Source organism: Spirosoma spitsbergense DSM 19989 (assembly GCF_000374085.1).
GTDB classification, from domain to species: domain Bacteria; phylum Bacteroidota; class Bacteroidia; order Cytophagales; family Spirosomataceae; genus Spirosoma; species Spirosoma spitsbergense.
Genome location: NZ_KB893570.1, coordinates 116040 through 132717 on the forward strand (window position 1 = coordinate 116040; position 16678 = coordinate 132717).

Here is a 16678-nt window from a genome sequence, read left to right on the forward strand (position 1 = left end):
TAAGAATGACATTCATCCAAACCCCAGATGCCCCTGCGCCGGGAGGCCACTATTCTCAGGCTGTCGTCCACAATGGGCTAGTGTTCCTATCAGGAATTTTGCCTATCACTCCAACCGGAGAGAAACTCTCTCAAGCCACCATATCCGGGCAAACTGAGCAGGTTTTGGCTAACCTCGATGCCATTCTACGGGCAGCCGGATGCACCCGTGAAAACGTACTGAAAACAACTATTTTCATTGCGGACATTGAGGCATGGGGCGGGGTGAATCAGTTGTATGCTCAGTTTTTTGGCGACCATCGCCCGGCCCGCTCGGTCGTTCCTTGCTCCCCACTACATTATGGTTTTGGTATTGAACTAGAGGCAATAGCTGCGCTCTAGTTCTGCCACAGTTACTTTTGTCCAACACTCACCCGCTCACCCGCGGAATGCGCCGAAAATTCCGGTGCGTAGAAACACTGCACAGTGGCCACGCCCGCTGAAAAATCGCCAGTTTGGGCAACGCGCAGGTCGTATTCAAAAACGTGCGTACCCACAGGCAGGTAGTTCATGAAGAAATCGGTGCTGGCATCGCGGGGGGATTCGTAGTACCCTAAACCATTCTGGTATTTGTAGCCCGACAAAGCCGCTATCGGCTCGAAGCCCGACGCACGGCTGTCTTTCAGGTGGACGTATTCCATTAACCGGTCCGTTTTAAGAATCAGGCGGACTTTGATGAGGTCACCGGGTTTCAGGGGCGTTTTCTCCGTAATTGGCGTATTGACAGGGCCACTGGGCGAATCGTGTTGCACGTACAGCATTTTTTGCACCGACAAGCCTGCGCTACCGGGCATTACCTTATCCAGCGGTTCGAAATGCTGCCAGTATAACGCGCCCCATGCCGGTCCATCATCCTTTTTTGTGATGCTGATGTTGCCCATCTCTGGCCTTATTTCAGAAGCCACGTAAGTCACTTTCTGGTACCCCGTAATGGCATCGGCTTTCGTAACCCGGCTCTCAATGGGCTCCCCGCCCAGACTCACCTGCGTAGTTGTGCCTGTGCTGAGCCAACTGCTACCCCGCAGCAAAAGGGCATAAACAGCTTCTGTAGTGGCTTTGGTGGATGACCACGACTGAGTCTGTTTCTGACGCAGCAGCCAGCGTTTCATGTCATCGACTTCTGCCGAAACCGGATTTATTTCGCCAAAAGCTTCAATTAGATAGGCCTGGGTTTCGATGGGCGCTTGATACCACTGCAAACCGCTCACGTTGTCTGGCCAATACATGCCTAACTCGTCTGATTTCTTCGACCGTTCCCGCATAGAATTGATAATGCCCGTGGCGGTTTTTGTATCACCGAAACGATTGAGCCCCATGGCCGCTAAGGCCTGCCCCTGCAATGATTGTTTTGTCCAGTCGGCAGCTACCTGGCTTTTCACGAACGACAGAAGTGTTTTTTCGACTGGTTTATCCTGATAGAAACTACGGGCGTAGAGATACTGCGTCGCCGAGAAGTACCACGAACCGATAACTTTGCCCTTCTTTTGGGTACTATTTTTTTGCTGTTCGTCCATCCAACGCTTCATTTCAGTATCGACGTATTGGATGGCACTGGTTTGCATTTCAGCTAGTTTTGGCTGTAGATCATCCGGGAACTGAACCGCACCGGCGGACCGGCCCAACCTGGTTAAATGGCCAAAGCCACTCAGAATATGCAATGTCATGGATAAATCCGGCTGCATCCCACCGAACCAGCGGAAGCCTCCTTCGGGCGTTTGTAACTGTTGCAGTTTTTCAAATGCCAACCGCTGTTCACTGGCCATCCGGTTGGCATCCAACAGTTGGCCTAGCTTGGCCTGACGCTCGGTTTCGGAGCGGGCACTGGCCAGCCAGGGTGAGTTTTCGAGGGTAACGGCCTTCAGTTCTTCGTTGCTTTCGAGCGGAGATGTTGGCGGGTTTTTCTGCCAGGTATCAATCACCTGCCGGAATTCGGGTTTACTGTTTACGATATGAGCGGCCAAACTATTAGCATACAGCCGACTGAACAACTGCTCGGCGCATTCGTACCGGTATTCCATCAGGTACGGCAATGACTGTAAGGCGTACCAGGCGGGGTTGCCCGTTACCTCTACCGTTAGCCGTTCGTGCCGGGTGGGCAGTTCCGGGTTCAGTCCGGTCAGTTCTTTCAGCGTAAACGACTTCGTGGCCGGACCATTTACCCAGAATGGTTTGGTATCCGTTACCAGCATCCGGTTCGGCAGGATGGGTACGGTGAACTCTTCGCCATCCGTAAACGAACCGGATTGCACTGTAAAACGGCAGGTTACAGCATCCAGCCCCGATGGAATCACCAACGTCCAGCCAACTGCATGCCCCTGACCGGCCGCTACCGTAACAGTCGTTTGCAGATTGCCTTTTACTACTCTCTGATTGACAGACTCTCCTGTCAGGGCGTTCACCAGACTGAGGGCTGCCGTTACGTCGAGCGTTTTATCACTCAGGTTATTGACGCGGGCTTGAACACGGATGGAATCGCCTTCGCGCAGAAAGCGGGGTGCATTGGCCGTAATCATCAGTTCTTTTTGGGTAATGATTTCCCGTTCCAGCGTACCCGTTTTCAGGTCTTTGGTGTGGGCGAAGGCTAGGAGCCGCCAGCGCGTAAGGGCTTCCGGCATTGTAAATTTCAGCACTATCCTCCCCTGCTCGTCGGTTTTCAGGTTTGGTAGGAAAAAAGCCGTTTCGTTGAAGTTTCGGCGGGGGTTAACGGTGGGTATACCATTTGAGGTAGCATTACCTAATGTTGATGGCTCGGCGGCAACTGCTTCGTACAGTTTTTCGACAGCGGGTGGAGATGCAAAACCATCTGCCGCCTGCATTGGAGCTGCCCGAGCGGCACTCATAGCGGCAACTTCCCCTTTAAACCTGATTCCAGAACCGCCATACGCAATCTGCCTGCTCCGCCCGATTGCCAATTGGTCATATTTCCTGATGGGTACCGCGGGTTCAGGTCTGTAGTGGTAGAACAGGCTGTAAGTGGATTGCACTTCAAAACCACTGGAACGCCAGTTATAAAAGGCAGGCGTGTAGGAATTGTAAATAGCTGTTGGCCAGTTGAGTGGTACAAATGTATCCAGCGAGGCATCATAGAGGGTGGCTACCAGTTCGGCGGGTGTCTTTTCCAGTCCTTTTATCCGTAATGTCCATTCCTCCTGATCGCCAGGCTTAAGTTTGGTACGGAACGTTTCGGTTTCAATGGTCAATTGCTTGTTAGTGAACGGCACCGTTATCGTCTGCGACTTCTGGTAAAGTCGTCCGTTCTGTATCATCGCGAAATGCACGGCGAATCCACCCCGCTGGCTTTCAGTAACGGGTAGTGCTATGCGCCGGGGCGTTCCGTCCGTTTTTAGCCACTCCTGCCGCACTATTTTGTGGGCTTCCTGAACAGTCATTAGTACATAGCCTGCCTGACCATTACCCACCCAGAAAACAGCTTCTTCACCCGGTTCGGCGGTGGCTTTGCGAACCTGTACCCAATTATCAGGGCGGACGGAAGCCGTGGGCTGTTTATCGTTTACGGCGGCAAAAAACGCTTGCTCCGTAACGTTGTAACCCGTCGAGTCAGTCACGGTGAGTTCAGCTACATATTCGCCGGGAGTGTACCGGTCGGGGGTAAGTTTAATGAGTGAGTCGGCGGGAGAATTGATTGTTTGCTGTTGTACCACTTCTCCTTTCGGCCATGAACGCAGGTCATTTTCGTCCGCGTATACGTCATTTGGAAATAGCTTTTCAAAATCAGCTTTGCTCAAAATATACCGGTCGGGTCGCGGCCACAGACGTTCGCGCAGTGGGCGCGTTGGTGGTTGTAAGCGATAAACCGTCAACTGACCTTTTGCTACTACCCGCTCCCCAGCCTGATTAGCAATCTTTACCGGAACCGTAGTTGGTTCACTCGTCTCCACCTGTGGCGGAACAGTCAGACTGATTTGCAAAGCGGAGTAGCCTATACCGAGCGTTTTTGTTGCCGAACGGGTTTCGCCCGCCCGGTCGGTAGCATCGATAGTAACAACAAAATCGAAAACCGGATTGGTAGCGCGGGCCTGCCCAGGGTCGGGTTCAGCCGTAAACGTGACACTGATGTCTCCCTGCGCATCCGTTTGCGCCACGCCATTTGTAATCTCGGTCTGGTTTGAATTTCGTGGCCCTCTAAAACCACCGTATCCACCAGACCACCAATCCCAGCGGGGTCGGAGTTGTCGCATGACCCGGTAGCGGACGTCGGCCCCATCGACAACCGCGCCCGAAAAAGTTTTAACATTAGCCGATACAGTAACTGCCTGACCCAGTTTAAACGACTGCGTAATTGGGTTGACTTTTACTTCGAACGTGGGGCGTTTGTACTCTTCTATCTGAATTGCAGTGCTGCCGAAAGGCGTTTGCAGGGTCATCTGACCGGTTATTCGCCCGACGGGTGCGGTAAAACTGGCATCGAACGTACCGAATTCATTGGTTTTCAGCGTTTGCTTGGCAATACTTTTCCCGTTCTGGTCGAGAAAATCAAGGGTAACATCCTGATTCGGGCTCACCGCATACTGGTTCGTTTTGCCAGCGTATAGTAAACCCTTCACGTAAATCAACTGACCGGGACGATAGATGGCCCTATCCGTAAAGAGATTAACGTGCGTTTGCGACTGCTCTTCATTATGTATTGTATAGTCCGGGTAATTGTACTGCTGCTCGGACAGGAGCATATCGTTGCCAACGGTAATCAGATACTGAAAACTCGATTGGGTCGGCATATCACTCGTGGGAATCTTAACCCAGCCGTTGGCATCCGTCGTATACGTTTTTACGGGTGTCAATGAATTAACCCTTATTACCGCGACCACTGCATTCCTGATGGGTTCACCCGTCAATCGATTCGTTACGACAATCGGTTGGGTTGCTCCATTGGTTGCTGACGTCAACAGATAACTAAGCCCCGACACGGTAAAGGATGCGAACTGAACTGGCTCTGTCTTATCGGAAAACGTATCGTCTGATGTGGCTAACAGGATATACTGCCCGATGGGTAACCCCTTAACCGGTATCTCTACCGAATGCTGGTTGAGGTCTCCGTTGTCGGGTAAGGAAACGGAGGTTTCGACCACAAAAGGTCGTTTGAGCCATACTGCATACAATTTCTTTCGCTGCTCCTCATTGCCATTATTGTTTTGGAACGTTTGCACCTCAGCGACCGTCGCCCGGAAAATCCGGTAAAGTAATTTGCTAACGTTCTGATAGCTGACCAGCGCCCGAAATGGCTTATCCGGTACATTCACCTGCTCTACCTGCACAGTGAAGGTAGGGGCAGTCAGACGACTCAGCAGTTGCGCAGCCTGTTTGGCTGATAGCGTTTTGGGGAACCGTTTAATAATATCGCGGCACAGGTCGGCGGACTGTTTCCGGTTCCAGCGCGATGGATCAGTTTTTGGGTCTTTGGGGTCATCGTTATCATCCAATGGACGAACCGGACTACCCGTATTCGCCAGAAACTGTGCTAGCTGAAAAGTATAAACCGCTTCGGTTGGCCGGTTTTTGTACTGGGTAATCTGATCGTTCAGCGTTTTTTGGTACAGCGAATCGCGCTTTGGCAGCGTACTATGCCGATGAACAAATTCCAGTCGCTGCACATCCGTGTCCGCCAGTGCGTCGGGCGATGCGTCATTCAAATGAAAGGCCACTACTTGCTGGTACAATAGCAACGCCTGATAACGACCCGAGAGTGAATCCAGGCTTTGAATCGTGAGTTTGGCAAATGTTTCGGGATTGGAAAAGTAATCCGGCCGGTCCAGTTCAAACCGAAAAACAGGCTTCAGTAAGTCAGGCTCGGTATTCTGAAAGAAGTCGATTGCCCGGTGAGCGAGCAGGTCATACAGCGTAGGTCGAAGTGGTCGCACATCCGGGTCGCCTTTATCCAACAGGGCATCATAGGCCGAAATGGGCGTTTTTTGTAATAGGGTCTTTTGCTGAACAGATGCCAGATAGGCAGATGTCACAGCATCGACCAATTGGTGCGCATCCCAGGTTGTAAAATCACCCGTCGAATCATTCGGGTTTGGCAATTGATTTGACGGAGCATTGGGCGTAGTCTTACCAACCGTGGCCCGGCCAATCGTGGCACGATCATAAAATTTGTAGCGGTTTTGCTGGAAATACTGCCAATACACATCCGCCAGTACCGATTGCAGAACGGACTTGGCCGGTTCGGGCGTGTCGACAACATCTGTTCGTATAGAGCGGACCAATTCTTTATACGCTTTTTCATCCGAGTAACTCCGGAAAATCATCCGCGACATGACCGCTTTAGCCACCTGCGGATAGTTTTCCTGTGCTTTGGCTTCCTTATAAATTCGGTTAGCTATTTCCAGGGCAGATTTTGGTAAGCCCTTAGCTGCCAGGGAATCAGCTCGTTTCCAGTCGCGGGCGTAATCGGGCATGGGTTTATTCTGAGCAGATGAGGCCAGTGACAACAGAACGAAGAAAAGAGTCAGGTAAGCATGCATAGATTATGGCGGTAGCAGGTTGTTGGAATAGATAAGTAAAAGCAGTTTTTCCACAACATTCTTTACTAAGACCCTGGTACGAGTGAAAGGGTTTAATTAACTCCGGTAAGTATATTTAGCCTTATTTAGCTCATACGCCTTTCTGCTATGCCTGCACTGCTCGTGTTATTCGCTTATCTTCTTCCGTTTTTCATACAGCCCGAGGTAAAAAAAACGTACCCGATTGGTCAAATCAAGGTGGATTCCGGAGAGATACTTTTTTGGTTATATGATGAAACCCCTGTTCATAAAGCCAGTTTCATCAAACTCGCTAACGAAGGGTACTGGGATACGCTTACCTTCAATCGGGTCATCAACAATTTTGTGGCGCAGGGCGGTTGCCCCGATACACCGGCGGGTTTCTCCAATTCGCCCTATCTACTAAAACCTGAATTCAATCCCGCTATACGGCATACATACGGCGCCGTAGGTGCCGGTCGTGATAATAATCCAGACAAGCTTTCTGCGGGTTGTCAGTTTTATATCGTGCAGAATAAAAACGGGCTTCCCCGTCTCGACAATAACTACACCGTTTTCGGACAGGTTTTCAGAGGAATGGAATTGATAGATACCATTGTAGCCCTTAAAACCGACTCGACCAATACACCATTGACACCCATTAGGCTGGATATTAACGTACTCAACCTAACGGCTGGAGAACTGAAAAAGCTGGGTTATATAGTAAAATAACCTTACCGTTTATGCTATTTCTCTATATTCAAATAGCCTCTATCTGAAAGCTGGGAGAGCTGTCACTTTTTCACCGAATACATTACTTTTTCAGAGCCCGGCAGCCCATCGAAACTTATTCCCTCAGCCACCACCTGAATCGTTGTTGCGTTATCTGTGTTGTAAAACGTTACGGTTGCCTTACCGTTGGCATCGGTTTGTAGGGCTGGATTCCAATACAAAGTAGCCCGAAAATCAACCGGAGTCGTACTGATGGTCGAGTTGGCATACTGGGGTGAGTAAAACTCCCGGCTAACCGCGTAACCGACGACTTTACTGATAACCTGATTGATTTTTGCATCTCCTTCCCCACCCCGCCGGGTAAGAATATTAACGACGCCAGCGCTAGCCCGTACGCCAAAGATGGCGTAGGTAGCCGGATTCTTTAACACATCAATCGCTTCAACATCGTTGGGATTAATGGTTGCCAGAACGTTATTATCTATTATAATCCCATCTATCATAACTGCGGCCGGTTCGTTACGAATACTTATCGAACCGGAGCCATCTCTATTCATAAAAACGTCAACGCCCGCTACTTGGCCCTGTATCATACGCAACACATTAGGCATTGACCGCATCTGATCGGTAGCTACTACGGTTGCATCCGCAGTCCCGTACATTATACGCCGGGAATCGGTCCGGCTGGCATCTAATTTCCGGGCTTTCACATTCACGGTCTGTAGCAACCGGCCGCCATTTTCGCGCAGTTGTCTGGTTAACGCCTGCATTTCCAATGCCTGATTAATAAGGGCCTGCTGGTCGGCTTTGCCACTAACCGCTAAGGAAGGCAAGGACACAAAATCGGGTGCCGTCTGTTCATTCAATGATAGCCGGATGGGCCGATTCGTACCGTGACGGATAATGATCGTTGCCGTATCGGAAAACAACAGGTTCACCATCGAAAACCGACCATCCTTATCCGTTGTGATGTCCATCGGTATTAAACGCTGGCCCGTTTTTAACATACCTGTCAACGAATCTTCACGAGCCAGTTTGTGGTCATCCCCATAGCGTACCTGACCGCCTATAGATAAGCCTGTTTCCGGGCTATAAATCGGGCGAGTGGCGCTATCGCTCAAGATGGCCTGCCAACTAAAGCGTCGCCAGCCGTGGGTCATCATCACATAATCCAGATACTGTCGGGCGTGGGTTTGCATCGAATCAAAATAATATTCCGGGGCTTCGATATGACCCCGTAAATCGGAGGTCAGCAACAGGTAACTCCGTAGGGTAGCGGCTCCAGTCTCCAGCTCTAATGCCTGTTTAGTGTCAGTAACGGCTAATGAGAGTTTAGTAGAAACGGGTTTTCCCGATGGATTACTGACCAAAAAGTTGAGCGTAACGGGTTGCCGGGGCCGATACGTGTCTTTATCGGACTGAATTTGAATGTGTAATTCCCGGTGCTGATTGATAAATGCCAGTCGCTCCGCCACAGGGTGATTATCGGCATCAAACAGCGTAAGATGCAAAACCCCATCCTGCCGAATCGAATCATAAGGAATGGCCACCAGCATTTCGGTTTTGCTGGCACCCAACTGCACCTGATAGCAAACATGCCCCCGCACATGCGCAAACAAGGTTAACTGCCCCATCTCGGGCTGATTACTCCGAATCAATACGCGTAGAGCCTGGGGATTGGTCAGGTTATCGACTGCCAATTCATAGCCGGTGGGTTGTGCCGATGGCACGTCAACCGCGGTTAGCTGACCATCGGCAGAGGAGGCCAACACGCGGTAATGCTGGCCGGGTAGGGGCGTAAGTGTAAACGTGCCCATTCCCTGATGCAGGCTTTGAAAATCGCTTAGCGTGTCCCCTTTTTGATTTGTTAGCACACCCATTATGGCTACGCTCTGGCCCTGGCCATCGAGTGCCTGAAACGCTACCCGTGCAGGCAGTCCTTCCACTAAGTTGCCACCTTCGGGAAACAGGCGTAACGTTAGTCCGACTGCCGGGGTCAATGTATTGGCTACCGGAAAGTCAGTTCCTGACTCAATCCGTATACGTTTTTGGAATAGGAATTCATCGCCCGTGTTCCGCATCCAGTTGGTGTAGGCCAGGAGTTGATAGGTGCCGCCAGGTAGCGAAGCGGGCAGGGTGATATTGCCCGGAGCCTGCCCCGTACTATCAATGTGGAGCATTTGGCTAACCCGAAGCCTTCCGGTCGAATCAACCAGATTCACGTACAGCGTCTGGCTTAGAGCGTCGGGCTTATGCTCGGCAGCATCAACCAAATACGCATTATACCAGAGGGTATCGCCCGCTACGTACTGCATCCGGTCGGTGTGCAAATAGACTTTCTCCGCATAATAAGCGGTTTTGTCAGTGGGTAATGCCTGCGCCAATACAGTTTCACTCGGGGCAATCGACCCATCTAGTTGCGCAGGTTGCCAGTCGGCGGGGAGTAGGGTTGACAGCCGATCCTGAGCTAAAGAGCCTTGCATCTGTACACCATTCGGCACGGTAATCCAGCCATTGGTGAGTATCTGCATCGAACCAGTGGGTATCTTTATTCTGGTATATGCATAGCGGGCATCCCTATACGGCGAGTATGGCGATTGAGCTTTGGTGTAAAAAACAATGAGGGGCTTGGCGAGAACAAGCGTTCGTTCAAACGGCAGTTGGCCCGGCTGAATCAGGTCCGACTGGTGAATAGGCTGTAGCTTCTGACCAATGGCCTGTTTTAGCGTAACCGAACCACTTGAATCGTAGGTTGACAGGGTAGAATCCTGTTCCTCATATACCAGAAAGTTCTGCTGTTCGTAATTACCGGCGATTAAGCTGGCCATCAGATGCCGGGTTGAGCCTAAGTAGGCCCGCATCCGGTTCCGCTGAAACCGTTTTTCCTGCCGCTTGTTTTTTGGATCAATTTCTTCAAACCGAGCCGAGCCACCGTAGTACACCTGCTTCGCTTCGCCATCGAAATACACCAGGTCGAACCAGAGTCGGTAGCCTAATGCCTGGTTCTCTATTTGGAGCGGCTCCGTAACCACAGCTTTCAGATGCCCGTTATCCTCCCCGAAATGAAGAACATCAGGATTGAGCAATACACATTGGCTGCCGAAGGGTTCGCCGAATAGTTGACTCTTAAACTGTTGAAGCTGCCGCTGCCACACCTTCTCGTTCCGCTTAGCCGTTACGGTTACCCCAGCCAACGTTTGATCGCCGGGTTTCAGCCGAAAGGTTATCGGTTGAACCTCAGTACTGATCAGACGCAACGTTTGCCGGGCTGTTTGATAACCCACAAACGAAGCCACTACCTCCACGGTACCCAATGGTACATTAATCAGCACGAAGTGGCCTTTGGTATCGCTGACGGTGCCGTGTGTGCTGTTGTTCAAATAAACATTGGCAAATGGCATGGGCTGGCCGGTAACGGCATCGTTGACGTACCCTGATAGCGTAATTGTGGTCTGGGCGAAGGATGCCAGCCCACAACTGGTGAGCAGCCAGGTGGTACAAATCAGAAAGGCATAACAACGCATATTGGCTACTGTTACTGCTTTAGCAAAAACGCGGTTAAATCGGCCAGTTGCTGGTTCGACATACCTAACGCCGTGGGATCGGGCATCAGGCTGGTTTTATACTGGCGACGGGAGAAAACATCACTGGCTAGTATCGTGTGCTTCTGGCCTTTTATCCCTTTAACTACGAGGGCATCAGCCCCGTCGCTTACCAGAAAACCATAGTAGGTCTGTCCCTTCTTGGTGGTAATAAGCCAGGGTTCATAACCGAAGGCAATCCCTGCGTTGGGATAGATGATATTATCCAGCAGCGAATTTTTATCGAATTTCTGGTAAATCTGCGTCAATTCCGGACCAACGTCAGCCCCCTGCTGACCGTGCCGATGGCAGGTAATACAATACGTTTTAAAAACCGTTTGGCCTTTCTGGCTGTTACCCGACAGCATAGCAATCTGTACGACAGCCGGATCGTCGTTGCTCATTTTTTCGGCTTTTTCAGGCACGGGAACATTTTCCTCTTTCGTCTCTACCGATACCGCCTGCACCGGAACCGTAGATACAGGAACAGTTTTGACCGGCTCTTTTTCCATTATTGTCTTTATACCCGCTGCATCGGCCACTGGTTGAGCCGGAGAGCTTGAAATACTAGCTATCGATGGCTTTTCAGCCACTGGCTGAGACTTTTCGACCATCGCCTGAGTTGGGGGTTTCCAGGGAAAATACTCTTTGCCCATTGTTTTAACCGACTGGTCTTTATTGGTTCGAATACCAGGTCCAGCCGCCTTGATTAAATCATCCGATAGCTTTCCATCAGCGGCCAGACCAATCAACAGTTTTGCTCCTTCAGCATCTTTGGACATGGTTACCGCCATTTTTCGCTTATCAGCGGCCGATGTATTTTCATCCAGGAGAACCTGCCGGTTGGTCAGCATTTTCTGTTCCTCCACCGACGTATTGACGGGCATCACGTCATCCCAGTTCAGGAATTTGGCCCAGTCGTTACCCCGCCTGAATCCTAACCAGTATTGGGCCTGATCCGCCACGTCTTTATCTGTCGATTTCGATAGTTCCAACATTGCCTTCGCGGCTGGTTCGCTCTTGACAAACCCAATCGTGACGATGGCCTGTTGCCGGGCAGCTGCGGTTAGGGAAGGATTATCAGCTCGTTTTTTCAACATCGGAACGGCGGACGGCGGATGTAATTCCCAAACAAGGTCGGCCGTTCGCTGGTCCCAGTCGGCAGGATCTTCGGGCATTGTCTGACGCAAATCAAAAAACAACGCTTCTTCTTTTCCGTCAGCGGCCTCACCCAATGCATTCAAATACCAGGGGTCCTTCCCATCATACCCTTTCACCAGATTGTTCAGGATAAATCGGCACTCAGCAAAAGGGATGTCCCGCACGGCCACAGCCACTTCCCGCCGAACAGCCGCGTTTCGGTCGACCGAGAGGTTGCCCAGTAAAGGCAGCAGGGCTTTCTGAGAGGCCGTAAGGGCTGGAATTGCTTTGGAATTGGCGGGCGTTATACTACGCAACGCCCTTAGCGCTACCAGCCGAACCGGCGCATCAACGGCTTTCAAAAGTCGTTCAACCTCAAACTGACCTTCGGCCCCGAGTTGGGCCAACAGAAAAATAGCGCGTGCCCGGAAATAAGGATTTGGCGAGGCCAATAGCCCCATTACGGGCTCAATTACCTTCTCACCCTGCTTGGCCAGTGCCTCAAATCCCAATACCCGAACATTGACTGCCGGACTACAGAGGGCAGCAATTTGCCCCTGTGTTGTTCGTAAATCAATCTTAGGCGCCTTGAGCTTTTTACCTTTGGGCGTAATCCGGTAAATACGGCCATACCCTTTTTGATCTTTCATCTGATGCCCTCCAACAACGGGATCGTACCAGTCGGCAATGTAGATGGCTCCATCCGTCCCTACCGCTACATCGCTGGGCCGGAACCATTTACGCGTGTCACTGGTAGTAGCATCCCATTTGTAATTGGCATCCACTTCTGGAAATGTGCTGATCAAATCCGTTCGCGGAAGTCGGTAGCCCGCGCCGGTGGGTTCAGGTTTGTAACTGAAAATGACGTTCCGACCGGCATCAGCACTGAGTAGCATTCCCCGATACTGCGGGCCAAGTTCATCTCCTTCGTACATAACCATACCCGTTGGCGACCCTGCCCCCGTGATGTCACCGGCCGGCATCACACCGGGGTCCTCCTGGTGCCAGTGTGCCACTGGAATTGGTTGGCCGGGGCGTTGGTCTCCCTGCCAGTAACGCGTACCATCACTGCTAAAATACCCCGCGTTGGCACCTTCCATCAACCAGCTTGTACGGCAGGCCACCACCTGATCGTCATTATCATTCTGCCACATATTGCCGTAGGAATCCAGTGCCGTTTCATAATTGTTACGAAAATTATGCGCCATCACTTTCAGGTGAGAGCCATCCGGGTTTATGCGCAAGGCCATACCACCTGTCCAGACCCGGCCGTCGTCACTTACCTGATTACCGTGGTTCAGCTTATTGTACGGTGTTCCTCCCACATATAAACTTCCTGACCTTAGGGTCCAGCCATCAATATCGGTTACGATGTGCGGACCAGCATTGCCCGTATTGAAATAATACTTTCCATCCGGGCCAGCGACCAGTGCGTGCAATGAATGGTCATGGTCCAGGCCCCCAAATCCAGTCAGCATAATTTCTTTCCGGTCAGGTTTGTCGTCACCATTTTCGTCGGTGTACACGACCAGATTAGGGGCACAGGATACAATAACCTTGTTTCCAATTACGGCAATGCCAAGCGGAGATACCAGGTCGGGGTCTTGTACGAATACTTTGCTGTTATCAGCTTTGCCATCTCCATCGGTATCTTCCAGAATCATGATACGCTCCCCCTCCGGGTGGTCGAGCCGGGCTTCAGGCTTGTTATTGAATTTCCGATAATTGACCGCTTCCGTAAGCCACACCCGCCCTTTGGCATCGATATCCATGTTTGTCGGATTATAAAACAGAGGAGCTTCGGCCCAAAGGGTTGCTTCCAGATCATTGGGAAGGTAAAGCTGACCAGAATCAGCAGCCACTATTTTATGGGGAGCCTCATACCTATACGACGCCATTTTGGGCCCAGACTGGAACGTTTGCCCGGCCAGATATAAAAGCCCGATAGTGGCCAGCGGGATGAGGTTGAAAGAGAAGATTGTTTTCATTAGTTATTTTACAGGCCAGTCAGCGCATTTTGGTATCATTCATATTGCATCCTGACTAATTTACGAGTCACTCCACTCTTTAACTAAACAGCGACCGAACAGTCTTATTATTATACCGATAACTTTCCAGCATTGGTCTGCCTGCCGGAATAGCTCCTTCGATCTGAAGCCATCCCTCATACCCAATAGCCTCGATGGCCTGCCGTACCTTTGCCAAATCAACCGGTCCTTCGCCAAGCAAATGGCCGTTCTCTTTCAGGTGGAATTCGCAGATTCGTTCTTTACCAAGGTCTCTGATTTCCTGAAAAATATCGTATCCCATGACCGACGAATTGCAAACGTCGTAGTACACCTTAACGGCGGGTGAACCAACGGCATCCAGAATAGCCATGTGTTCGGGTGCCGACAGCCAGGATTCGATTCCCAGCACGACACCCGCTTTTTCGGCTTTGGGTGCCACGGCTTTCAATCGTTCAATGACTATCCTTGTACCTTCTTTGTCATTCCGCAGGTCATTATTGTTAAAAAATGCCAGCAACACATTTTTTACTCCCAACGCTTTCGCGACATCGACACTATCCTGTACCCAGGCTTCGGTCTGGGCATCAGATTTGTACGGAATTTCATTTAAGAGGCCAATGGCTAAACCACCGATGGCAACTCCAGCCTGTTGGGCAGCTTCTTTGCAGGCATGCTGCATAGCTGGCTGGCGCAGGTGTTCATAATCTGCTTTTGTATTCAAACTAACCTGTACGCCATCCAGCCCAATTTGTTTTGCTACCTTGAACGCGTCACTATCCCCGGCCAGACCGATAGACCAGTCGCAGGCACCAATGCGAAATCGAACATCAGACGCATAAACGCGGGAAAAGGCGGGTTGCAGGAAGGAAGATAGTCCGACACTCAGCGAATACCGCAGTAAATGACGACGATTCATACAGTTGAATTGGTAAGGGATTATCAAAGATAAGCATCGATACACTATTTAACAGTACCTATCGTAGACGATATAGACTTAAACGAAGGAGACAAAAAAATTTAAGACTGCTTCCAACTGTTTGATTCCGTCAGGAGTCTTACACTTGTTAAGGATGCTATGCAGGATGAATACGCATTAGTAGAAGGATGCCGACGGCAGGACCGAGTTGTGCAGCGATTGCTCTATGAGCGGTATGCCGGGAAGCTCTTTGTCGTTTGTAAACGGTACGTGAAGGATGCCGATGAAGCTGAAGATGCCTTGCAGGATGCCTTCATTAAGATTTTTCGACACATCGACACGTTTCGGTTTGAGTGCCCACTGGAAGCCTGGCTAAAACGAATTGTTATCAATACCGCTTTGAAGTTTTTGAGGAAACAGAAGCCCTGGGAAACAATGAGTAATGATAGTATGGATGTACAGGAAATAGCGTCGGTGCTACCGCAGGCCGATGAAAGTTTGCCAGCCCTGAATTATCAATACTTGCTAAAACTCGTTCAGGAATTACCCCCCGGTTGCCGAATGGTATTCAATCTGTATGCAATTGAAGGGTATAACCATCCCGAAATTGCGAAGATGCTCGACATCGCCGAAGGAACGTCTAAATCGCAATATGCCCGCGCCCGAGATTTATTACAACAAAAAATACAAGCTGATAACCGGTTTACTGATGAATACCCCGCCGAAGGTCGTAAACCACTTGTCTGACCCCCTATCATTGACCATAAAATGGATGAATTAGAAAAGAAAATNCCTGCCAATATGTGGCGCACAACATTCGACGAAGCGGCCGAAGCCCCTCCGTCCCGTGTTTGGGATGCTATAGAACGGCAACTCGATGAGTCAAACAGCACTAAAATAGTCCCCCTTTGGGGAACAGGACTAGTCTCCTCCCAACCGTTGCTGTGGGGTACGGGAATGGCTGCTGCTGTAGCATTGCTACTGGTAGGGTGGTGGGTTATGCATACACCAACTGGCGTTGACCAGTACAGGATATCGGACCAACGCCAAACGGCTATGAAGCCTGTGGCCCCGAAAGCTACTGTACCGGGAAATTCACCAGCATACGAGTTGCAAAAACACCCTACTCGGCCCATAGAGCTGGCGATTAATCCCACTACATCAGTAGCTAAAAAAAGCTCCAGGCCGTCGTATGATTTATCTATACCTCCTCTGGAAAGCCAGCCCGACGGCTCGTTGTCACAACTTGCCATGGCACCAGCCTACAAAATGCCGGTCTCGGGTGAGTCGTTGGATTTACTGCCAGTTGGTGCTGAGCCGCCCACCAAAACGGTGAGTAACCAGATAAACACTCCAGGGGGTAGTCCTAAAACAGCCGCTTCGTTTGTTCGGGAAGACCAGTCTTCACTCAGTGTAGAGGACTCCGAACAGCTAAAAACGCTTAGGGGCAAGCCAATTCGTCTGCATGAGTTCGGTCATATCTATAGAATTGTATGGTTCCGGCCATCAGAGGTAACGGTACAACCGGATATTCAGACGTTCAAACAAAAGAGCCGGGACCTTTGGGCCTCAGCGAGTATTATGCCCGGCGCCTTTAATCCGATGGTTTCTGTTCAGATGGCATCATTAGCCAATGCTGGTGTAGTAAAAAATACGTCTATTACCAATGGGGCTTATCAGGCCCAATCAGTTACCAGCCGGGCTAATTTTTCAATAACCTACCAGTTCAGTGCCGGTATGTTACTCAACAAACGCTGGTCGATAGAAACGGGCGTCGGATTTC

At 50.6% G+C, this 16678-nt stretch carries 7 protein-coding genes; 3 read left to right on the top strand and 4 right to left on the bottom strand.

Annotation, left to right across the window (positions count from 1 at the left end; translation table 11 throughout):
• Nucleotides 1-5 precede the first annotated feature (5 nt).
• Nucleotides 6-380, top strand: coding sequence for a RidA family protein (locus B157_RS0123825; RefSeq protein ID WP_020605821.1), 375 nt, complete (start codon nucleotides 6-8; stop codon nucleotides 378-380).
• Between the two features lie 11 nt (nucleotides 381-391).
• On the opposite strand, the gene B157_RS0123830 is transcribed toward B157_RS0123825, so the two are convergent.
• Entirely contained in the window at nucleotides 392-6520 is a 6129-nt protein-coding gene (locus B157_RS0123830) for an alpha-2-macroglobulin family protein (RefSeq protein WP_020605822.1), read from the bottom strand.
• A 147-nt stretch (nucleotides 6521-6667) separates the two neighbouring features.
• Here B157_RS0123830 and B157_RS0123835 point away from each other — a divergent pair, with 147 nt between their 5' ends.
• A complete protein-coding gene (locus tag B157_RS0123835) occupies nucleotides 6668-7249 on the top strand; it encodes a peptidylprolyl isomerase (RefSeq protein WP_020605823.1) in 582 nt (193 codons plus the stop codon).
• Nucleotides 7250-7311: 62 nt separating this feature from the next.
• Here B157_RS0123835 and B157_RS0123840 read toward each other — a convergent pair whose 3' ends face one another.
• From B157_RS0123840 to B157_RS0123850, 3 genes are all read right to left on the bottom strand, one after another.
• Nucleotides 7312-10773 (bottom strand): carboxypeptidase-like regulatory domain-containing protein, encoded by a 3462-nt coding sequence (locus tag B157_RS0123840; RefSeq protein ID WP_020605824.1) that lies wholly within the window; start codon nucleotides 10771-10773, stop codon nucleotides 7312-7314.
• Between the two features lie 11 nt (nucleotides 10774-10784).
• Complete coding sequence (locus B157_RS0123845; RefSeq protein WP_020605825.1) at nucleotides 10785-13958, bottom strand: PVC-type heme-binding CxxCH protein; 3174 nt, start codon at nucleotides 13956-13958, stop codon at nucleotides 10785-10787.
• A gap of 79 nt (nucleotides 13959-14037) precedes the next feature.
• Nucleotides 14038-14895, bottom strand: a complete 858-nt coding sequence (locus tag B157_RS0123850) for a sugar phosphate isomerase/epimerase family protein (protein ID WP_020605826.1) — start codon at nucleotides 14893-14895, stop codon at nucleotides 14038-14040.
• Nucleotides 14896-15054: 159 nt separating this feature from the next.
• Between B157_RS0123850 and B157_RS0123855 the strand changes: the two genes are divergently transcribed.
• Nucleotides 15055-15642 carry an RNA polymerase sigma factor gene (locus tag B157_RS0123855; protein WP_026308931.1) on the top strand — a complete coding sequence of 196 codons (588 nt, stop codon included), beginning with the start codon at nucleotides 15055-15057 and terminating at the stop codon, nucleotides 15640-15642.
• Nucleotides 15643-16678: the final 1036 nt, after the last annotated feature.